This is a genomic window from Micromonospora sp. NPDC051006, assembly GCF_044456245.1.
Classification (GTDB): domain Bacteria; phylum Actinomycetota; class Actinomycetes; order Mycobacteriales; family Micromonosporaceae; genus Micromonospora.
Map to the genome: position 1 here is coordinate 56,583 of NZ_JBITFP010000017.1, position 21,152 is coordinate 77,734.

The 21,152-nt window shown below is 71.2% G+C and carries 17 protein-coding genes; 1 reads left to right on the forward strand and 16 read right to left on the reverse strand.

Features of this window, described 5'->3' with window-relative positions:
- Nucleotide 1: 1 nt before the first annotated feature.
- Entirely contained in the window at nt 2-2,083 is a 2,082-nt protein-coding gene (locus ACIBBA_RS23320) for a septum formation family protein (protein ID WP_396700077.1), read from the reverse strand.
- Nucleotides 2,084-2,430: 347 nt separating this feature from the next.
- Here ACIBBA_RS23320 and ACIBBA_RS23325 point away from each other — a divergent pair, with 347 nt between their 5' ends.
- On the forward strand, nt 2,431-2,862 hold the full coding sequence (locus ACIBBA_RS23325) for a VOC family protein (protein ID WP_396700078.1): 432 nt from the start codon (nt 2,431-2,433) through the stop codon (nt 2,860-2,862).
- 162 nt (nt 2,863-3,024) lie between these two features.
- On the opposite strand, the gene ACIBBA_RS23330 is transcribed toward ACIBBA_RS23325, so the two are convergent.
- The 15 genes from ACIBBA_RS23330 to ACIBBA_RS23400 all read right to left on the reverse strand — a co-directional run bounded on the left by ACIBBA_RS23330 (nt 3,025) and on the right by ACIBBA_RS23400 (nt 21,073).
- Nucleotides 3,025-3,810 (reverse strand): MerR family transcriptional regulator, encoded by a 786-nt coding sequence (locus ACIBBA_RS23330; RefSeq protein ID WP_396700079.1) that lies wholly within the window; start codon nt 3,808-3,810, stop codon nt 3,025-3,027.
- 163 nt (nt 3,811-3,973) lie between these two features.
- Complete coding sequence (locus tag ACIBBA_RS23335) at nt 3,974-5,521, reverse strand: serine hydrolase domain-containing protein (protein ID WP_396700080.1); 1,548 nt, start codon at nt 5,519-5,521, stop codon at nt 3,974-3,976.
- Nucleotides 5,522-5,933: 412 nt separating this feature from the next.
- Nucleotides 5,934-7,241 (reverse strand): SGNH/GDSL hydrolase family protein, encoded by a 1,308-nt coding sequence (locus tag ACIBBA_RS23340; protein ID WP_396700081.1) that lies wholly within the window; start codon nt 7,239-7,241, stop codon nt 5,934-5,936.
- Nucleotides 7,241-9,652 carry a glycosyl hydrolase family 95 catalytic domain-containing protein gene (locus ACIBBA_RS23345; protein WP_396700082.1) on the reverse strand — a complete coding sequence of 804 codons (2,412 nt, stop codon included), beginning with the start codon at nt 9,650-9,652 and terminating at the stop codon, nt 7,241-7,243. The genes ACIBBA_RS23340 and ACIBBA_RS23345 overlap by 1 nt, the downstream gene beginning before the upstream one ends.
- A gap of 122 nt (nt 9,653-9,774) precedes the next feature.
- Nucleotides 9,775-11,550 (reverse strand): alpha-galactosidase D, encoded by a 1,776-nt coding sequence (locus ACIBBA_RS23350; RefSeq protein ID WP_396700083.1) that lies wholly within the window; start codon nt 11,548-11,550, stop codon nt 9,775-9,777.
- 131 nt (nt 11,551-11,681) lie between these two features.
- Nucleotides 11,682-12,848, reverse strand: a complete 1,167-nt coding sequence (locus ACIBBA_RS23355; RefSeq protein ID WP_396700084.1) for an ROK family protein — start codon at nt 12,846-12,848, stop codon at nt 11,682-11,684.
- Nucleotides 12,849-12,928: 80 nt separating this feature from the next.
- A complete protein-coding gene (locus ACIBBA_RS23360) occupies nt 12,929-13,867 on the reverse strand; it encodes a phosphotransferase family protein (RefSeq protein ID WP_396700085.1) in 939 nt (312 codons plus the stop codon).
- A 53-nt stretch (nt 13,868-13,920) separates the two neighbouring features.
- Nucleotides 13,921-14,967, reverse strand: coding sequence for an SEC-C domain-containing protein (locus tag ACIBBA_RS23365; RefSeq protein ID WP_396700086.1), 1,047 nt, complete (start codon nt 14,965-14,967; stop codon nt 13,921-13,923).
- A gap of 116 nt (nt 14,968-15,083) precedes the next feature.
- On the reverse strand, nt 15,084-15,545 hold the full coding sequence (locus ACIBBA_RS23370) for a hypothetical protein (protein WP_396700087.1): 462 nt from the start codon (nt 15,543-15,545) through the stop codon (nt 15,084-15,086).
- Nucleotides 15,542-15,949: a hypothetical protein gene (locus ACIBBA_RS23375; protein WP_396700089.1), complete on the reverse strand. Its 408-nt coding sequence runs from the start codon at nt 15,947-15,949 to the stop codon at nt 15,542-15,544. The genes ACIBBA_RS23370 and ACIBBA_RS23375 overlap by 4 nt, the downstream gene beginning before the upstream one ends.
- A 17-nt stretch (nt 15,950-15,966) precedes the next feature.
- On the reverse strand, nt 15,967-17,085 hold the full coding sequence (locus ACIBBA_RS23380; protein ID WP_396700090.1) for a hypothetical protein: 1,119 nt from the start codon (nt 17,083-17,085) through the stop codon (nt 15,967-15,969).
- Between the two features lie 121 nt (nt 17,086-17,206).
- A complete protein-coding gene (locus ACIBBA_RS23385) occupies nt 17,207-17,491 on the reverse strand; it encodes a hypothetical protein (protein ID WP_396700091.1) in 285 nt (94 codons plus the stop codon).
- Nucleotides 17,492-17,687: 196 nt separating this feature from the next.
- Complete coding sequence (locus ACIBBA_RS23390; protein WP_396700092.1) at nt 17,688-18,086, reverse strand: DUF4190 domain-containing protein; 399 nt, start codon at nt 18,084-18,086, stop codon at nt 17,688-17,690.
- A gap of 36 nt (nt 18,087-18,122) precedes the next feature.
- On the reverse strand, nt 18,123-18,530 hold the full coding sequence (locus tag ACIBBA_RS23395) for a hypothetical protein (RefSeq protein WP_396700093.1): 408 nt from the start codon (nt 18,528-18,530) through the stop codon (nt 18,123-18,125).
- Nucleotides 18,527-21,073: an AAA family ATPase gene (locus ACIBBA_RS23400; RefSeq protein WP_396700094.1), complete on the reverse strand. Its 2,547-nt coding sequence runs from the start codon at nt 21,071-21,073 to the stop codon at nt 18,527-18,529. Before ACIBBA_RS23400 ends, ACIBBA_RS23395 begins: the two co-directional genes overlap by 4 nt.
- Between the last annotated feature and the right edge of the window lie 79 nt (nt 21,074-21,152).

Consider the following 21,152-nt stretch of genomic DNA (forward strand, 5'->3'; position numbering starts at 1 on the left):
GTCATATCCCCCCTTGCGACCAGTGGTCGTCCTCGTGGTGAGCCAGGCAGGCCACGTAGTTCGGCGGCGACGCGTCCTTCCACCACGGCGGCCAGGCGGCGGTCACGGTGTATCGCTCGGGAAGCTGGCGCGTACCGGTCAGCTCGCGGCAGGCGCGCCCGGCCTCCTCCGCCACCGCGTCTTCGTTGGGCCAGGGCCCCGTCACGTGCGGGTAGCCGAGGATCTGCGCCCAGTGGGGCTCTTCGCAGCGCACGATGGGCAGCGCCTCGTCCCACCTGTTGTCGAAGGGCCGGGTGGACTGCACGCAGTAGCCCACCGGAGCGTTGTGATGAGATCCGCGGCGCGATGTCAACGGCATCGGAACGGGGAACACGGCGGAGACCGGGTTCGACACGGCGGCCTGGCGCTTCAACGGCTCGTCGTCGGCACGACGGCCCGCGCAGGTCGCGTAGTTGGCCTCCGGGTTCAGCTCGTCCCAGTCGGCAGCGTCGGGGACGATCACCTCCGCCTCGTACGTGGGAGGCGAGAGGAAGAACTGTGTCATCCTCTCCGTGCACGTGAACCGGGCCAACCTGCTGAGCGTCTCGTCGCCGGGATACTCCGCGGACTCCACCATCAGTGGCAGGTAGGCCACCACCTCGGCCCAGTGCTCCTCCCCGCAGTCCACCACGGCCACCGCCGAATCACCGTCGCGCCAGTCGTCGGCCTCGGCGACGCAGGCTACCGTCGCCGGATTGGCGCCCCGGTCGGGCTGGTGGAAGTCCACGCGTTGGGCATCGGGGACATCGGTGACGCGCTGATAGAGCACACAGAACAGGAGCAGCAGCGCGCAGACGGCCACGAAGCCGACGAGCCGCCAGCGCGGGCGACGCACCCTGTAGGCACTCGGCAACGGCCTGACCGACGGCTGGTGGTAGCCGGTGCCGGTGGCGTCAACCTCCGCCAGCATCTCCCGGATCACCGCGGCCGTGGCTGCGTCGCTGGTCTGATTGAGCAGGGTGCGCAGGAACTGCGCGGTCGCGTGCCGCCCGTGGGTCCGCCGCAGCTGCTCCACCTTCGCCCGGAAGTCGCGCAGGTCCCGTTCCTCGCGGACGTAGCCGTCGCGGTTCTCACGGATCCGGCGCACGGTCTCCGGGTCGGTGGCGAGCTTCTGCGCCTCGCCCAACCACGCCCGGACCTCGCCCTCGTACCGCCCGGTCTGGCCGTACTGAGCCAGCGCGCAGTTGTTGAGCAGTACCGCGAGCCGGTTGCGGACGGTGGCCGTGCGGCGGTGGCGGTCGAGCGGCGCAAGTCCTTCCAGCCGCGCAAGGGCCGGGTTCGCCTGCGCGTGCATCCGTGCCACCGTGCCCTCGGCGTCACCGGAATCCAGCCTCGTGTGCAGCTCGCCGATGAGCGCGTCGAGCGCCGTGTACTGTGGGCCGGCCGCCTCCTCCACGAGCCGGTCCCGGTCCGGAACCGGCCAGTCGGCGAGGCTCTTTCCGAACGGCGCGGGGTACGGCGCGGACGCCGCCAGCTGCAGCAACGGCTGGACCAGCGCCGTCGGCAGCTCCGCGCGCAACACGTCCACGCTGGAGCCGTCGAGCTGCCGGTCGTCGAGCTGCTCGACCCGGTGGTGCAGGTGACGCCAGAACGCCGCCGAACGCAGCGTCCTGGTCCAGGCCGCTGCCGCCGTCGCCCACCCGTCGTCCACCCGGCCGGCCATGGCCAGGGCCAACACGTCGGCCGGCTCCAGGTCGAGCGCGTCGGCGTGTGCCTGCACGGCACGGTCGTGATCCACGTGCAGGCTCTCCGGACACCCACAGCGAGCCGGCGCCCCCCAACTGCCGAAGATCTCGTGGACGAGACGACGTCGCGGGTCGCCCAACACGACGTCGAACGCGGCTCGAACCTCCTCCGGGTCGACCGATGCACCGAACCCGTCGATATCGGCGCCCACCTGGAGCGCCGCCGCCAACCGCTGCTGCTGGCGGCGCGCGGTCGGCCGATCCACATCGACCGGCAGCCCGGTCACTCGGAACGCATTTCGTCGGTACAGCTGCGGCCCGGCCAACTCGCGCAGACCAGCCAGCAATGCCTCACTCATGCCGGCTCCCCAGGACGACATCACGCACGTCATAGATCGGCTTGCTATTCAAGATCGTAGCGTCTCTCCATGAACCTCGATGTTGCTCGACACGGCGGAACCGTCACGAGTCGGCTCGAATCTCGCTTGTCGAGACGTCGCCGCCGTAGACCTCCTGAGTCTGACGAGTGCGCTTCATCCAGACCACGGAAGAGAGTTGGAAATCAGATGCACGCGGTGTCGTTGGCTCCTCGCCCGCGCGATGCTCCCATCGGGCTGCGATCCTGTTCGTAGCCGCCGGCTTCCACCAGTCCGCTCCGGTGCCGGCGCCAGCGCCTGGACGTTCCCTTCACGAGAGGACCAGCTCGGTGACCACACTCCACTCGCCCGTCCCGCGGTTCCACCTCGCCATGCCCGTCGACGACCTCGACGCCGCCCGTCACTTCTACGGCGAGATCATCGGATGCGCGCAGGGACGCAGCGCGGACACCTGGGTCGACTGGAACCTGCGCGGCCACCAGTTCGTGACGCACCTCGCGCCGGGGCGTAGGCCGCCTGCCCACAACGAGGTCGACGGGCACGACGTGCCCGTCCCGCACTTCGGGCTCCTGCTCACCATCCCGGAATTCCATGAGTTGGCCGACCGGCTGCGGGCTGCCGGCACGGCGTTCGTCATCGAGCCCTACCTGCGCTTCGCCGGGCAGCCCGGCGAGCAGTGGACCATGTTCCTCCTCGACCCGGCCGGCAACGCCCTGGAGTTCAAGGCGTTCGCCGACGACTCCCAGGTGTTCGCCGTGTGATCCGGTCGCCTGACGCAACGCTGCCGGCGGGCCCGACTAGGGCTGTGTCGAAGCCGCTGGGAGCGTGGATCTAACGGCACCTCTCTGTGGCAAGACGTTGGCAGTAGATAGGTCTCCGTTAGCGAGACAGCCCCGGCAGGAGGAGCGGAGGGCACAGCATGCTCAGTGGGACTCTGGTCTCGGGATTCGGATGCCGGCGGCGCGGAGTTTGATCTCGAAAAGCGCGGCCAGCCGCGCCGCGGCCGGCGTCTGTTCTTCGCCGTGGTGGGCGATCAGCGTGTACCGGGTCGCGGCCTCGGTGCGGGCTTGCAGGCCGGTCACGGTCTTCAGCAGTGCGGGCTTGGCGAGGTAGTGGTCGGCCGCGGCGGTGGCGAGCTCGGCGATGCGGGGGTCGTCCGGCTCCCAGGCTGCGGCTTCGGCTGCGCGTTTGGTCAAGGCGACGAGCTGGGTGTCTTCGAGGGCGTGCTCGAAATTAGTGAGGTAGTCGTCGAAGCCTTCGGGGACCAGGGCCTTGGCCAGCACCCAGCTCTCCCTGGTGGCCGCCACCTCGTCCGCAGTGAAGCCGAGGCCGGGCATCCGCCCCAGCAGCGCCACAGCGCGGTCAGGCAGCAGAGCCCGGTCACCATCGGCGAGCCGATGCAGCGTGTCACGCCGGGCGACCAACTCCTCGATCCGTTCGGTGAGCTGCCGCTCGACGTCGGCGAGCCCGGCGGCGAACCGCTCGGCATCGGTGTCGAGCAGGTGCCCGATCTCGGCCAGCGGCACCCCGGCGGCGGCCAGCGTCCGGATCTGCACTAGCCGCAACAGGTCGGCCGATCCGTACCGCCGGTAGCCGGAGCGGTCGCGTTCCGGCTCCTCGATCAGGCCGAGCTTGTGGTAGTGCCGCACCGTTTTGACCGTGACGCCGACGAATGCCGCCGCCTGCCCGATCGTGACTCCGTTCGTCATGTGCTCAGCCTGCCTTGTGCTTGAGCTCGGCGACGACGCACGTCACGGCCGAGCATGACGCGGGCCACGCCGAACTCAACGAGTTCGGTGTGGCCCGCGTTCGGGTTCTACCTGATGCACGACGGGAAGGGATCGCCACTTGAGGCGTGCGGGTCCCAGGTGTTCAGTCCGTCGGCTGAGCCGGATCGGCCTGCCCACCGCCGAACACCTCGTCGACGAGCCTTTGTTGGGCGTTTTGGAATGCCGCCGCGATGGACAGGTTGGCGTCGTCCACGCAGTTCAGCGCGGCGGTCAGGGTCTTGCTGCCGTCGGGTGTGCCGTACATCAGCGCCGCGTGGCCCACAGCGGCGCCGTTGTGGGTGATGACGGTGCCGCCGCCGTCCGTGGTCACTACGAACACTCCGAGGCCGTAGTCCATGTTCGGGATGCCCGTCGGGTGCGGGGTGCACATTTCGGCCAGTAGCGGCGCCGGCAGGAGCTTGCCGCCCAGTAGCGCGGAGATGAACGTGTGCAGGTCCTGGGTGGTGGAAATCATGTCACCGCCGGTAGAGATCCAGGAGGGGTTCTGGCGGGTGACGTCGACGGTCGTGTCGTCGTAGCGGTAGTAGGCGTTGGCGTGCGGCTCGGGAAGCTCCGGCGAGGCGTCGGGCACCACGGTGCCGGACAGCCCGAGCGGCCCCAGGATCAGCCGCTGCATCTCTTCGGCGTACGAGCGGCCGGTGACCTTCTCGATCAGTAGCCGAGCGAGGACGTAGTTGGTGTTGGAGTAGCTCCAGCCCGTGCCCGGCTCGAACCGCGCCGGCTTGGCCAACGCCAGCTCCACGAGCTCCTGCGGCCGGTAGGTCTTGAACCGGTTGTCCAGCCACTCGTTGCCCGCGGTGCCGTAGGGGATGGGGATCCCCGACGCGATCGTCCCGTCGTCGGAGACCTCGCCGGTGAAGTTGAACACCCCACTCGTGTGTTGCAGCAGCATCCGCACCGTGATCCGATCGTCCAGCCCGAACTCGGGCAGGTGCTTGGCGACCGGGTCGTCCAGCCCGAGCATGCCCTCAGCCACCAGTTGCAGCACCAGGGTCGCGGTGAAGGTCTTGGTGTTGCTCCCGATCCGGTGGTGCCCATTCGTCGGCGGCTTCTCGGCCCCGCCCAACTCGGCCGCCCCGGCACTGCCGACCCACTCGCCCCGCTCGTCGTGCACCCGCAGCGACACCCCGACGAAACCGGAACCGACGATCTCCTCGATCGCCTTCTGCAGCTCCGGGCGATCCTGCCCGGCAGCAGCCGCAGGCGCAGCCCCGCTGTCCGCAGTGGCTACCCCGGCGGCGTCGAGGGCGGCGGTGATCTTGCGGGCCATCTCGGCCGTGGTGGTGCTGGGCCTGTCCAGGTCGGTCTGGGCGGCTTCGGTGGCGAGGAGGATGGTGCTGCGGAAGTTGGCGGCTTCTGCCGGGGCTTGCTTGGCGAGCAGCTTCATGGCTGCGGTCAGGGCCGGCAGTACCCGGTCGGCGAGTTCGGCGACGGTCTTGCCCTTCAGTTCGATGTCCTTGGCGTTCGCGGCGAGCACGTGCCCGACCAGACCGGTCGCCGACGTCAGGGCGACGGAGGCATTCGCGGCGGCCTTCTGAGGCGAGCTGGTGGCGGCGGCCACCAGCGACACGGCGCCGTACGCGGCGGTCCGCAGGGTGCTCTTGGCCTGGTTGGACAGGGCAATGGACATGATGATTGCTCCTTCAGAAACTGCTATGTCCGGTCGGCGTCGTGCCGCTGCGACGAGCTTCCACCCTGACCCAAGGTCAACCTCAACCATGATCCAGCTCACAGGATGCCGAGCTTCCGAACGCGGCCTGTTGTTCGGTCTCGGCAGTTCGATCTACGACTGGCACGACCCATTCAGCAAGCCGTTCCTGAACAGCTTGCCGGGGCGCTCCTCGATGACGGCTAACCACTCCTCGGCGTAGGCCGCGCGCAGGGCGCGGTCGTGTGTCCACGCCTTCCGCGCCCGGGCGAACACGTGGTCAGCCAGGGCGGGGTCTCCGCGAGCTCGCTCGATGACCACCGCCGTCACAAGCACGCCTAGACGCTCAGGCCCGCCACCCGCCGGGCGCGGTCACAGCCACGGTGCTCGCGGCTCAGCGGTCACAGCGCAGCGCGGACAGGTCGACGGCGTCGGCCATCGCCTGCATGCCCTTGTCGTTCGGGTGCAGGTGGTCGCCACCGTCGAAGAACGGCAGGATCGCCTGCGGGTCGTACGGGCTGCGGGTGATCCTGTCGAAGTCGACCACCGCGTCGAACGCGCCGCCGTTCCTGATCCAGTCGTTGACGCCCTGGCGCACCGTCTCGCCGGCGGCGTCGTACTCGGACCAGCCCTTGTACGGCATGACCGTCGCGCCGACGACACACCTGCCCGCCGCGTGCGCCCGGTCGATGATCTGCCGGTAGCCGGCGACCAGGTCGTCCACGGTGACGCCGGAGTGGGCCTTGATGTCGTTGATGCCTTCGAGCAGGAACACCGTGCGGACCCCGGGCTGGGAGAGCACGTCGCGCTCCAGTCTGCGCAGCGCGGCCTCGCCGGCGCCGTCCGCGAGCACCTTGTTGCCCGAGATGCCCTCGTTGGCCACGCCCTTCACGGTGCTGCCGGACGCGGCCTGCAGCCGCCGGGAGAGGTAGTCGGGCCAGCGCCGGTTCGCGTCCGTGCTGGAGGCCCACCCGTCGGTAATGGAGTCGCCGAGGGTCGCCACCGAGCTGATCGTCGTGGACGTCTCGACGCTGACGGCGTCCAGCCAGTACCAGGAGCTCATCGGGTCGGTCCAGTTGGTCGCCGCCTCCTCGGCGGCGTGATCGCCCGCGGCCGCGTAGTTCGTCTGCATGGCCATGCCGTGACCGGTCGTCGGCCCCTCGGCGCCGGTGACATAGAGGCTGACGACCAGGTTGCTCTGGGCGGCGAGCCTCCCCGGCAGCGGATCGCTGAGGACCGTCTCACCAGCCGGCACGGTGACGGAGGGCCGCCCGCCGAACGTCAGCTGGCGGTTGCTGCCGCGGATCAGCTCGGCGCCTTGGCGTTGCAGCCCCGCGTGGGCACGGGCGAAGGTGACCGGGTGCTCGCCGAAGGCGTTGCTCAGGCGGACGCGCAGCGCCGTGCCGCCGACGCTGGTGCGTACGACCAGCCGGTAGCTGCGGTCGGCGGGCCCGGCGCCCTGCCGGTCGGCGCTGGCGCCCCAGGTGACCACGAAGTGCCGGTCCCGGCCGGCCGGGGTCGTTGCCGGCTCGTCCTGCGCCCGCGCCTGCGTGTGGGCTGGCGTCTGCACCGAGGCCGGGGGCCGGGCCTGCGCCGCCGCGGCCGTCAGGGGTACGCAGACCGCCGTGACCAGTGCGGCGACGACCGCCAGGACGCCGGGCCGAGCCCGGCGCCCGGTGCGGCGGCCCGGGTGGGCCCGCATCAGAGGTTCCTCAGCGTGACGGACTCGCCGGGCTTGAGGTTGATCTGCCGCGCGGCGCCGCCGGCGACCAGGGTCGTGCTGCGCCCGCCGACGCTGGTCAGCGTCGCCTTGGTGACCTTGCCGTTGCGCCAGCTGACGTCGGCGACGAAGCCGCCGCGGACGCCCACGCCGCTCACCGAACCGGCTCCGGCCCAGGCGGCGGGCAGCGCGGGCAGCAGCTCGACGTGGCCGGGCCGCGAGTAGACCAACATCTCGATGATCGCGGAGGGGGTGCCGAGGTTCGCGTCGATCTGGAAGATGCCGCGGCCCGGGTTCGTCTCGTAGATGTCGAACAGGTTCATCGCGGTGCCGTTGCTGCCGTTCGTCGACGGCCTCAGGTTGTTGACGATGAGCTGGTAGGCCTTCTCCGCGTTCTTCAGTCGGGCCCAGCACAGGCTCCGCCAGGCGTTGGCCCAGCCGAAGCTGTTCATGCCGCGTGCGGTCAGCAGCGCGGTCGCGCCGGTGACGATCTCCTGGGGAGTGGAGTCGTCGGGGCGGATCCGGTCGCCGGGGAAGAGGCCGATCAGCGGGGAGAGGTGCCGGTGGGTGGTCTCACCGAGGTTGTCGGCGGACATCCACTCCTGCAGCCAGCCGGTCGTGGGGCTGACCTCGGGCAGGTACAACCGCTGGCGAAGCCCGTCGACGGTCTCGGCGTAGCCGGTGTCCCGGCCGAGCACCTGGGTCGCGGTGCGGTAGTTCTGGAAGAGGTTCCACACCAGCTCCTGGGAGTAGGTGTTGCCCTTGGTGTCCTGCGGACCGTGCTCGGCCGACCAGTCGCTGTCGGCGACCAGCACCTCCCTTGCGGCTCCGGAGGCGTCGGTGACGGTGGTGGTGACGAGGCGGGTCTCCCAGAACTGCACGGCGCCCTTGAGCAGGGGGTAGACCTTCGCCAGGTAGGCGCGGTCCTGGGTGTACTCGTAGTGCTCGAACAGGTTTTGGCAGAGCCAGGCGTTGCCGGACGGGTGCCACCACCAGCCGCTTCCGCCGTACGGGTTGGTGGAGAAGGCGACCGCCCATCCGGCGATCCGGCCGCTGGAGTTGCGGAACCGGTTGGTGGGGCTGTTGAACAGCCGTCGGGTGACGTCCGTCCAGGCCGGCAGCTGCGCGAGGCAGTAGTCCGCGAAGGCGTCGAAGCAGTCGGCGAGGCCGGCCCGGTCGGCCAGCCAGTAGTTCATCTGGATGTTGACGTCGGTGTGGTAGTCACCCATCCAGTCCGGGTCGTTGCCGTCCAGCCACGGGCCCTGCAGGCCGATCGGCAGGCTGCCCCGCGACCCGGAGATCATGAGGTAGCGCCCGAACTGCAGGTACGCGGCCTCCAGCTCCGGGTCGGGGACGTTGTCCCGCCAGCGCGCCTGCACCCGTTCCCAGGTGTCCAGTTCCCGCTGCGTGGCGGACGACGCGCCGAGGCTGAGACCCAACTGCTCGAAGAGCGGACGGAAGTCGGCGACGTGGGTGTGCAGCAGGTCGCGGACGGACTCGCGGGCCGCGGCCAGCACCTTGGTCCGGGCGAGGCGCTGCGGGTCCACGGACGGGTCGCGGAACCCGGCGGCCGGGTCGGGGGCGTAGTTGGTGCCGCCGCTGAGCACGACGGTGAGTTCCCGGCAGCCGGTGAAGGAGATCGACGAGCCGGTGACCGCGACCTTCCCGCCATTGCCGCGGGCGGTGACGGCGGCGCCGTAGCGCAGCCCGTTGGCGAAGGAGGCGCCGAACGACGCGTGCGGGCCCGCGCTGTCGGCCGTGGTCGACTCGCCGTGGGTGCCGGCCAGGGAGATGGTGCCGGTGTACGAGCCGCCGCCCTGCTGGGAGAAGTGCAGCACGATGACATCGTCGGGGCGGCTGGCGAAGATCTGCCGCCGGTAGCTGACGCCATCGACGTCGTACGTGGTGCTGACCAGCGCCTGGGCCAGGTCGAGGGTACGGCGGTAGTTGTCGACGACGCCCAGGTCGTGCCCGGGGATGTCGACGGTCAGCGTGGCGAGCAGGGTCAGCGAGCCGAAGTCGTCACGGCCGTAGGGGAACTGGCCGTCGTCCTGGAGCGTGTCGTTGAGACCACCGGTCCACAGGGTGGCGTCGCTGATCGTCAAGTGTTCGCTGGCCGGGTCATTGCTCGCGAGCGCCCCGAGGCGTCCATTGCCGACCGGCAGGCCCTGCTCGATCATCGAGTTCGGCGAGCCGGGCGCCTGCCACCAGAGTTGGTTTCTGGTGGCCTCGCCCGCGGCGAGCATCGGTGACTCGGTGGGCCGGCGGGGCGCCGCCGAGGCGGCGAAGGTGGGCAGCCCGAGGGTGCTGGCCGCACCGGCAGCAGCGGCGAGGGCGAGGAAGCCCCGGCGGCTGGGGCGGATGTCGCGCGGTTCGGTGTTCCGGTGGTCCATGGCGGGTTCTCCAACCGGGGCGGATGGCGGGTGCGCGGAACGGAAGTCGTGCGTCCGGGGACCGCTGGGAAAGCGACTCCCGGGCGCGGCCCGGCCCCGTGACCGGGCCGCGCGGGGGTGTGTCAGAGCGTCTGCGGTACGGCGATCTTGTCGATGTCGGGCGCGTACCAGGTGCCGCTGTCGACGGTGATGGTGTTGGCGCCGGCCTTCAGGGCCAGCTGGACGCCGATGGTCTCGGCCGTGCCCCAGTCACCGGTGGAGGGGAACTTCACGCTGGTGCCGTTGCCGCTGTTCGAGGAGACGGTCGCCGAGCGGGCGTCGCCGCTGACGTAGGCGACGGTGACGGTGTAGATCCCGTCCTTCTTCACCGTGACGTCGTTGAACTGCACCTTGCCGCCGAGGTAGAGGTTGCCGACCTTCTGCCCGCCGGAGCAGGCGTCGCAGCCGGCGACGGAGGCGTTGCCGCTCAGGGTGTTGGCCGCGGACTCGGCCTCGTAGCTCGTGGTGGCCAGCGGGGTGCCGGGCCAGACGGTGAAGAGCCGCGAGCCGTGCGCGGGCAGCGTCGCGGTGATCTTGTTCTTCTGGGTGCCGAGGTTCTTGCTGTTCCACAGGTCACGCACCGCGGCGTTGCCGGTGAACCCGAAGCTCGCCCAGTGGGCGGTGACGGCGGCCGGCGCGTCGGCGAGGTTGAACAGGGCGACGGTGTAGCTGCCGTCGGGGTTCTTTCCGCCCCAGACCTGCTGCTCGCCCGCGACGGCGACCGGTCGGGCGGGCGGCGCGCCGTTCTGGTCGACCGCGATGACCTCGCGGTTGGTCAGCAGGGACAACCCGTAGTCGTCGAGGCGGGTGAGGTCGTCCCCGCTGTACAGCGGCGACTTCGAGATGGCCCACAGGGTCAGGTAGCTCTGCCGCTCGGCCTTGGTGAGGCCGTCCATCTCGCCGTTGCCCACGTTGATTGAGTCGAGGTCGTTCCACCCGCCGGGGCCGGCCTTGCGGCTCCAGGCCGGCGCGTCGTCGAACCGGTCATCGACCGAGTTTTCCCAGGTGACCAGGGTGTTGCAGTAGCACTCGACGTCGGTGTCGATGCGCCAGCCGTTGGAGTACCGCTTCCAGTCGGCGGCGTGGTTGATGTCGAGCGACCAGGACAGCTCGAGGTGGATCGGGCGGCCGGTGGCGGCGATGGCGGCCTGCCAGGCGGCCACGTCGGCGACGTTGTTGTAGTTGTCGCCCGACTTGAACGAGCCCGGGCCGACACCGTCGAGCTTCAGGAAGTCGTAGCCCCACTCGGCGAACAGCTGCGCCTGCGAGTCGATGTACTTCTGCGCGCAGGGGTTGTCGAAGTTCAACTTGTAGGCGCTGTCCCAGCCGTTGGTGGTGCGCAGGTCCGGGTAGACGATGCTCGCGGTGGTGCAGCCGGGCGCGTTCCAGATCGGCGTCGCGCCGCCGAGGTACGCCTCTTTCTCCAGCCCAACGGGCAGGTAGATGCCGGCCTTCAGGCCCAAAGCATGGATGTGGTCGGCGACGGCCTTCATGCCGCGGGGGAAGCGGACCGGGTCGGGGGTCTGCCGGGCGTACTCGTCGAACTTCGGGGCCCAGCCGTTGTCGCGCCACCAGCCGGCGTCGATGTTGACGTACTCGTAGCCGTACGGCTTCAGCTTGGCGGCCATGGCGTCGGCCTGCTTCAGGACGTTGGCCTCGGTGAGGTAGCTGTAGTCGCCGTCGGGGTTCAGGCCCGGGTACTTCGAGGACTGCATGCTCCAGCTGGTCCACCCCATGTAGGGGCGCTCCGCGACGCCGGCTGCCGGGGCGGCGACCGTCGTGGGGCCGCTCGGCGCCGGCGCCCCGGCCTGCGCCGGGACGGCCCCCGCGCCGAGCGTCACGGCCAGCGCCGCGGCCACGAGGGGGAGACCCGTCCGGTTTCGGCGCCGGCCGGCGCCTGCCTGCCTGCTGGTTGTCGTCGGTGACGGCATGTCAACCTCCTGCTGACGCGGGTGGATGGTCGCGATAGGGCGAGTGGGACGCCGAGCGGTCAGGGAAGAACGAGCGACTGGATGCTCACCGCGGCAGCGCCGCGGGCCCATTCCTCGAAGGGCAGCGGGCGGATGGAGAGCGGACACCGTGCGGCGGCGCCGAACGCCTGGCGTTCGAAGCTGGTACGGATGTGGGTGTCGAACAGGTCGTAGGCGGCCAGCCCCTCCCCGGACACGACGATCCGGGTCGGACCGACCAGGTTCGCGACGGCCGCGATGCCGCACCCGATCGCGGTGCCGGCGCGGGTGAAGACGGCGCGGACCTGCTCGTCGCCGCCGCGCGCCAGGGCCACCGCCTCGTCCATGGTGAGGTCGTGGCGGCCGGTGCGCTGCCGGGCCTGCGCCACGATGGCGTCGGTGCCGGCGATGGACTCGACGCACCCGCGGCCACCGCAGTGGCAGTCCGGGCCGGTGGTGTCGACGGCGAGGTGGCCGATCTCGCCGGCCACGCCGTACGAGCCGGAGACCAGCCGGCCGTTGACGACCAGGCCGCAGCCGATGCCGGTGCCGACGGTGACCAGCGCGAACGACTCCGCGCCGACCCCCTCACCGAACCAGTGCTCGGCGGCGGTGAGCGCCTTCACGTCGTTCTCCACCGTCACGGTGAGCCCGGTGACCTGGGCCGCGCGCTGGCCCAGGGGGACATCCCGCCAGTGCAGGAACGGCGAGTAGCGGACCAGGCCGGTGCTTCGGTCCACGTCGCCGGAGAGGGCGAGCCCGAGCCGGCGAACCCGGCTCCGGTCGCCGGGAAAGGCGTCGAGCAGCCCGTTAGCGAGCCGGCCGACCTCGGCGAGCACCGCCTCGACGGAGGGATCCGTCAGCGGCCGGCGAGCACTGGCCCCCACCTGCGCGCGCAGGTCGCAGACCACCCCGATCAGCTCGTCGGCGGTGATCTTCACACCGAGAAAGAACTCCCGGTCGGCCCGTACCACCAGCGGGCTCGCCGGGCGTCCGGCGCCCGGCCCGGTCCGCTCGGTCGCGGCCAGTTCGCGCAGGTAGCCCAGTTCGATGAGCGGACGGGCGGCCTTGGTGACCGCGGCGGAGGAAAGCCCGAGCCGGCGCGCCAGACTGACCCGGCTCACCGGCCCCTCGGTCAGCACCGTCGTGAACACCGCGGTCGCCGCCGGGGCCCCGGCCAGCGAACCCGTGTCACTCGCAGGAAACATGGCTGAAAGCGTAGGCGAATATTTAACTTCTTCAAGTATTGATTATCGTGAGGCCGCCGGCCTACAGTCGGCGTCCCCGCTCACGGCTCTGTGGACAGCCACTGCTCCAACTCGCGCACGTACTGCGGCGCCCACTTCGGGGTCCAGCGCAGGAAGTAGACGCTCATCGACAACGCGTGGATCGCGTGCCCGAGCCGGACCCGGGACTCCCAGTCGTCCGGCAGCGGGCAGACCTCGCCGTAGGCGGCCAGGAACGCCGCCCGTCCGTCGGGGAACCCGTTGAAGATGTGCTCGTCGAGCTTGCCGAAATCCAGGAACCGGTCCGCGTAGCCGCCGTGCTCGAAGTCGAGCAGGCACGCGATCCGGCCAGCCCGCAGGACGACGTTCTGGCGCCACAGGTCGCCGTGGGTCAGCGACGGCGCGGCGTCCGCGGGCACCATGTCGACAGCGCGGTGCATCGCCGCGGCCAGACCGTCACGCCCGACGGAGGTGAAATCCTCCGGTGCTCCACCGAGCCGGGAGTCGACCAGGGCGTGCAGGAACCTCCGGATGTCCGGGTACTTCTCGGCGCCGAGCACGTCACCGAACCACGGGCCGGAACAGGCGTGGATCCGACCCACGAGCTGACCCAGGTCCGTGGCGAACCGCAGACGATGGCCGGAGTCCATCGCCGCCCACGCCGCATCGGCGGGCGTGCCCTCCTGGTACTCCTGCACCAGCACCGGCGCACCCAGGGCCGCGCTCCGGGGCACGAACCCGCGGAACCGCACAACCGGAACGCCGCCATCGGCGGCGCGACGAGTGGTGGCGATCAACCGGCGCAGGTGCTCCGGGTCCGGGTCGCGCACCGGGGTCTTCACCAGCAACGGGCCTTCGTCGGTGTCGGCCACCCACTGCCTGCTGGTGAAGCCGGCGTCCAGCCCGCGGATGCCCGCCACCCGCACGCCGGGGCACGCCTCGCCCAGCGCGCTGCGGACGACGTCCGCCCCGACCATCTCCTGCCCTGGCAGTCCACTCACGCCCTGATCATCTACGGGCGCGCCCCGGCACGGCCAGCACGGGGTCCGCTACGTCAGCTGCGGGAGCGGGGCAGGCAGTCCTTCTTGTACTTCAGGCCCGAACCGCACCAGCAGGCGTCGTTGCGTTCCGGCGGCCACGGGATGTGCGCGTCGGGCTGGGCCGAACGCTCCCGCGCGTACCGCTCCCGGATGCCCGCATCGCCGGGCTCGCCGCTGTTCCGGCTGGCGAAACTGTTGAGCCCGTCCACCGATCCGGTGAGCACGCTCAACCCGCCCCGGCCCGCGTTGGCCAGCCGGACCAACTGCTTCTCCAGCCGGGCCCGGTGCTCGTCCCAGTCCGGCCCGTACACCTCGGTCAGCTCAGGGTGCTCGGCGAGCAGGCGGTCGAACTCGGGGCGGGGGAAGAAGATCAGGTCGGGCTCGGTGGCCTGGCGCTGCTCCGCCCGGCGGACGAGCTGAGCCTCCACCCGGTCGGCCAGATCGTCGTGCCGGTCGTGCGGCAGGTTGAGGTTGCGGCGTACCCGGTGTCGCTGTTGCAGCAGGAAGAAGAGGACCCCGGGCGCCTCCGGCGGCCCGACCTCCACCGCCGGTTCCGCGGCCGTCCCGGCCCGCTCCGGCGCCTCGGCGGCCGTAGCGCGCTCGCCGAGCAGGGTGTCGACCGCCTCGCTCAGCCACTCGTCGGCGGTCGCCGAGCGACCACCGGCGTCCAGCGCCGCGCTGACGTACGAGGGGGCCTCGGGCTGCTCGGTCAGCAGCGGGCGCAGCGCGGCGAGCTCCGCCATCGCCTCGTCCTCCCGGCCGCCGGTCCGGAACATGATCCGGGCCCGCAGCGCCCGGGCGAAGCCGGCCCGGACATCGTCCGTGCTCGGGTACGCCGCCACGGCCCGGTCCGCGTACCGCAGCGCGGCGTCCAGCCTTGCCCGGACCTCGGCGATCTCGGCGGCCAGGGCCAGCGCGTCCCCGGCGTCGTCCGGGTCCGCCAGCCGGCCCTGCTCCACCGCGTCGGCCAAGTCGGCGGCGACGCCGAGTGGGTTGGCCGTCCCGAGGGCGGTACGGCGAAGTTCGGCGAGGTCAGCGCTGGTGATCACGTCTTTCGGCACGATCTCACGGTACGTCGGCGCGCACCCCGAGCGCGGGCTGATCACCTGTAACGCCCATCTCACGCCGCCCGGCAGGTGTCACGGGCAGCGGGGGACCTGCACGTCTTCGGCGAGCGTCACGGGTAGCGGGAGGTGTGGCGGAACAGGCCGAGCCGGTTCAGCCCGACCAGCGCCAGCGCGATCCCGGCGAGGAGCACCAGCCACTGCTCGACCAGCGGGTAGAGCCGCACCACCCAGCCCTGGCTGAGATAGACCGGGTCGACGCAGGAGATCTCCGCCGATCCGGAGAACCACGGATCGACCCGGCGGCCGTCGACCTGGGGACCGCGGTTGGGCCAGGACGGCACATCCACCGTCCGCGCCTCGCCCCGATCGGGGGTGATGGTGCACGGATGCTGGCCGCCGCGTACGGCGCTGGTCAGGTAGGCAGGGCCGGCGCCGTTCCAGGTGTGCCCGGCGTCGACGGCGCCGGCCCGGGCGAAGCCCATGAGGCCCAGGCACAGCGCGGCGAGCACGCAACCGAGCGCCACGAGCCCGCGTCCCAGCCAGCGGTTCGTCTGCTTCGACAGGGCTCTCATCGGGGCGGATCCTCGGGCCGTTCCGGTTCGTCCGGCGCTGGCGGCTCGTCGTCCGCGCCGGCGGCCGCGTCCTGGTCGAGGTCGCCGGTGAGCTGCTGGTCGTCGGCCAACGCCGCCGCCGAAGCGGCAAGATCATCGAGGTCGAGCCGCTCCGCGTCCGTCCGGGCCCGGCTGAAGTACTCCTGGTAGTCGGTCACGGCGAGCAGTCCCCGAGGGGTGACGCTGCCGTCCAGCAACTGCTGCCCGATCTCCCGGCCGATCGGGTCGGGGCCGGCCAGCATCGCCTCGTAGATCATCTGCCGCCGGCGGGACTCGTCGCGCAGCACCGCACCGTACGGGGTGCGGTCGACCGCGGCGAGCACGTCGTCCGGACGGGCGGGCGGGACCTCGTTCACGCTGGACATCCTCCCCGATGATGCGGTCATTTCGGCAGACCGTCGGGCGGCGGCGCCAGGACGGGAAGCTGATCCGCGCCCGCGGCCAGACCGAAGTCGCCGACGGCGGAGGTAAACGCGCTGGTGAGCGAGTCGGCCCGGCCCACCAGATCCAACGCCTCCTTGAAGAGGTCCCACATCTTGTAGCCCTCGTAAATGGCCGCCGCACCGAAGACCACCCCACCGACGACGGTCTCCGAGGTAGCCGCGGCGGTGCTGGCCGCCGCCACGAAGATCATGGCGGCGTCGACCAGGTCGGAGAGCAGGGAACCGAGCACCTTGCCGATCTCGAACATGGCCTCCGCGGTCTTGCGGTACTCGGCCGCCAACGCGACGAGCGGCACGGCCGCCTCGTCGAGCTTGCGCGCCGAGTTGACCAGGTGGGCCTGGAACGCCGTGGCCGCCTTGCCCTGCCAGTACTGCTCGCTGCCGAGCGCGGCCCAGCGCACGTTCACCGCCATGCCGCCCAGGGCCGAGGCGACGTTGCCGAACACGTCGGCGCAGCCCCGCACGCCGGTCCAGTCGCCGGCGATCGGCTTGATGAGGCTCTCGTACGGGTCGTAGGCGCGGTCGCAGATGCCCAGCTTGGCGGCGAGCCACGTGGCGCCCCAGAGCGCGTCGCGGGTCAGCGAGGTCGGACTGGCGATGTCCCACAACTGCGGCTCGAACTGGAACGCGTCATCCTTGCCGTAGTCGGGTATCGCCCGGAAGCTCTCCCGAGGCTCCGCCCGGTCGGCGAAGCCCGCCGCCGACCCGGTGGCCCGGTAGAAGCTGGCGAACTGCGACCGGTCGACCTGACCGCCACCGCGAAAGGCGCGATCGAACTGCTCCGCCGCCGCCCCGTCGGTGCGCTCGTAGTAGTCGAGCGACTGCCGCAGCGACGACCCGGTCCGGCTGGCCGTGAACTTGGCGACGTCCTCGACGAAGCCACGGACGTCGGACACGGCCCGCTCGTGCTTGCCGCTGATCCGGTTGATGAAGCCCGGCCCGTACTCCAGCGCGGTGTTCGTGTCGATGTAGTCCAACCCGGCCCGGGCGTCATCGCCGAGCCGGTCGAACACCGTCGGCAGGCCACGCAACGCGGCCACATCGACGTCAAAACCCATGAGAACGCCCCCGTGTACGCCGACCGGCGCCTCCCCGGCCGATCATCGCACCGCACATCCTCCTACAGAGGACGCCCGCGATGGGGGCGCGATGTGAAGCTGTTTCCACCCTGGGTGGCGGTCAGCCCGTGTGCTCCGCGACGAGCTGCCCATCGACGTACGCGCGGTACTGCTGCGGCCGGAAGCCCGCGAACATCAGCTTGCGCTCCTTCTCGATGAGCACGTCGTGCCGCTCCTGCACGCCCACCGTGAACTGGTACCGCTTGACCAGTTCGACCGACAGGACGCGTAGTTCGCGGTGCACCGGTTGGCCGTCGACGGTGATGGACAGGCCACCCCAGACCTTGTCGAAGGAGAAGGTCACCTGGTGCCGCTCCTCGACACCGACCTCGAAGCTGAACTTCACCGGGGAAGTCCTTCGGCCTCGGCGGCGGGTAGGCCGGCGGTGCGGGTGCGCTCGCGCCGGACAGCGCCGGTCAGGTCAGTCATGTCGCATCTCCCCGATGATCCGCTTGATCACGTCCCTCGATTCTGCCTCACCAAAGCCCCATCCACGCCCTCCACACCGCTCGTGCCGCAGCTCGCTCCAACGGTGGCAGCCGTCACGGAGTCGGCGTCGGGGTCGGGGTCGCGGCGCCGATCACGCCGCCGAAGAAGACCAGCACGGTGAGCGCGATCATTGGGCCGACGAAGAGGTAGCCGAGGATCAGGCCGGTGACGGCCATGCCCCGTCCGGATTTGGTGCCGTGTCGGGTCTCGTGCAGGCCGACATGTCCGAGGATGACGGCGAGGATGCAGGGCAGCCCGAACAGGCACCACCCGCCGAGCACGCCGAGGATGCCGAGCACCATCGACGCGGTGGCGGTGCCGGAGGACGGCGGGGCCTGCACCACCACCTGCGGCAGCGCCGGGTGGTAGCCGAAGGCCGGATAGGGGCCGGCAGGGGAGGCTGGGACTGGCGGCTGCGGGCGTGTGGGGTCGTATCCGGGCTGGTAGGACATCGTTCATTCCTCAGGTCGACGTGGCGGGATCGGTTGTCAGCTGGTGTGCGAGCGGTTGACGGGCTCAAGTCGGGTGAGCAGGGCGCTCACCTCGGTGTGCAGGCGGCGCAGCTCCGCCGCGGTCGGGGCGAGTTCGTAGCAGTGGTGATGTGCGGCGGCCGAGAGCGTGGACCAGGCGAACGCCACTCGGCGGGCGGTCTCCTCGCCGGGACCGAGCCGGCTGCGCAGCATCAGCTGCTTGGCGCGGCCCTGCCGGCAGGCGGCCACAGTCGGCTTGGCCCGACGCCAGTAGGCGTCGATGCCGCCTTCGAGGGCGAGCCGGATCAGGCAGGCACAGGCCCGGGGCCACCATCCGGCGGTGACCGCGGCGGCACCGAGCACACCGGCGCCGCGCAGCAGCTGGTCGGCCGCCGCCAGGCACCGCTCGGGCGTCGGGGCGGTCACGACAGGGCCGCCGTCAGGAGACGAGCGTCGGCGACCAGCCCGGGCAGGTCCGCAAGATAGGCGCCGTGTACGCCTTCCCGGCAGGCCTTGTACGCGTTGACGGACCGCGGACCGTGCCGGCGGCTCAGCCAGCCGAGCACGTCGCCACCCCGGTCGGCATCGTCGAAGGCGGCGAGGGCGACGATGGTGGCGACGCGACGGGAGGCGTCCTCGATGGCCTTCTCGACGTCGGCGTGCGGCACACCCCGCACCACCCGCGTCCGCCAGATGACCCGGTGGCAGGCGGCTTCCACCGCCGAGCGGCACAGCTCCGCCACCACCGGTCCGCGGACCTCAGCGGTGATTTCGTCGTTGCGCGCCAGCGCGTACGCGTCGTCCAGGTAGCGGGTCACCGGGTCGGAGCCGGGTCGCAGCGTCACCACCGATCGTTCGGCGCGGGTCACCTCGATGATCCGCGCCTTTCCCAGGTCGAGCCGGCCGATCGCGTCCGGCAGTCGGGTGTCGTGGGTGAAGACCACCACCTGCCGCTGCTCGGCCAACTCGGCGAGGACCCGGGCGAGCCCGTCCACCTTCGCCGGGTCCATGCTCTGCACCGGGTCATCGACGACGATGAACCGGAACGGGCTCTCCGGCGCGCAGCCGCGCGGCAGGAACGTCGCCAGCCCCAGGGCGTGCATCTCACCCTGGCTCATCACCCCGAGCGCGGTGCCGTTGTCGGCGCCGTCCACGCTCACCGGGAAGGCCACCCGCCGCCGGGTGTTACTGCCCTCCAACGTCATCGCGCCCAGCTCGACGTTGCTCTCCTGGCGCAGCTGTGCCCAGATCCGCTGCGAGTGCTCCGCGAACGGCGCCAGCCGCTCGTTGCGCAGATCCGCCGCCGTGTTCTTCAGCCAGGTCCGCGCCGCCTTCAACCGGGCCGCCGTCGCCTCCCGCTCCGGCAGCCGGCCGGTGACGTCAACAAAGGCCCGCAGCTCGGCCGCCGCCGACCGCCAACCGGTGTCCCGCTGCCGCAGGTACGCCTCGGCGTACGCGCGGGCCGCCCGCGCCGCGTCCACCACCGCCGGGTAGCGGGCGGTGAGGTGCGCGGCCAACTCCGCAGGCTCACCGGGTACGGCCCGCAGCGCGCTCACCGCCGCGAACAACGCGGTCACCTCGTGGTGCTGGCTGGTCACCAGCTCCCGTACGGCGCCACTCGGCGCCGCGTCCGCGTTGCCCGAAGTGACCATGTCGTCGGCGTCGGGGATCGCCAGGTCGTCGACCAGGTGGTGGGCCTGCCGTAGCAGCGCGGTCAGTCGGTTGCCCGCCGCCTGCGCGGCGAGACTGCGATCCCGCAGCTCGTTCAGCGACGCGGCAGCGGTCATCCGCCAGTTCTTGTCGAGGACGCCGCCGGCGCAGACCGGGCACGGGCCGTCGCCGGCGTCCTCGTGCTGCTCGATGGCCAGGCGCAGCAGCTCCGCACTACGCAGCGCGGCCCGCGACCGCCCGCCGTCGTGCCGCCGCGCCTCGTCGGCGGCCTCGGTCAGCTGGGCGGCCAGCCGCGTCACCTGCTCGGGCTCCGGCAGGGTCAGCTCGACCAGCCGCCGGCACAGCCGCAACGGCCCGTCGGCGGTGTCGTCCTCCGGCTCGTCGAGGATCGCGGTCAGCGCTGCCACGTCCACCGCACCACGCTTGGTCAGCAGTGCGGCGGCCCGCCGGGCCCGATCGTCGTTCACCTCACCCAGGCCGGCGGCGAGCACCGAGCGCTGCGCGCGTACCTCCTTGATGGCCGTGTCGACGGGCCGAGCGGCGGCCATCAGCCGCTGGTCAGCCTCGGTGATCGCCTCTAGGCCGAGGATCGCGGAGATCGCGTCGAACAGCTGGCTCTGCGTACCCGCGCTGAGCCGACCCAGTTCGGCGGCGGTAAGGAACGGCCGGTACAGCTCCAGCGGACGTGCCAACCCCAACTCGGCCAGATCGACGTGCCGCCCCCGCTCACTGGTGACGGTGACCTCCGCGTCCGCCAGCCCGGCCCCGAGCGGCCACGACCGGGTCACCGTCACCGGCTTCGCCACACCGTCGATCCGCAGCTTCGCCACGATCCAGCACGGGTCGGGGGTGTGCAAGTTACGCCAACCGGTACGCCAGACGCTGTTGCGGTCGGCCCAGCGGGCGCTGTCGCCGGTCAGCGCCAGCTCCGCCGCCTCGGCGAAGCTCGACTTGCCGGAGCCGTTGCGGCCAACCACCAGGGTGATGCCCGGCCCGGGGTCGATCTCGACGGTGCGTTCCGGGCCGACGCCGCGGAACCCGGCGACGGTGATGGAGGAGAGCCAGATCTGCGCCGGCGGTTCGTCGATGGTCCGAGCGGGCAAACCCAGGGCCGTCTTCCCGCCAGCGAGGGCCGCGGCCAGATCGTCGTCGCCGTTGAGCGCGGCAAGGACCAGCTCGGCGCAGTCGTCGGGTACGTGGTCATCGGCGAGCCGGTTGAAGATCAGCTCGACCAGGGGTTCGGTGTTGTCCCTGCCGACGGTCGACGTGGCGGGTGGGTGCTGGTGGGGAAGCGGCATGGTCGTCTCCAGGCGCGAGGTGTCCGCGGGGCGGCAGGCGTGCCACCCCGCCCGGGATGAGCGGTGGATGTGCGAGGTC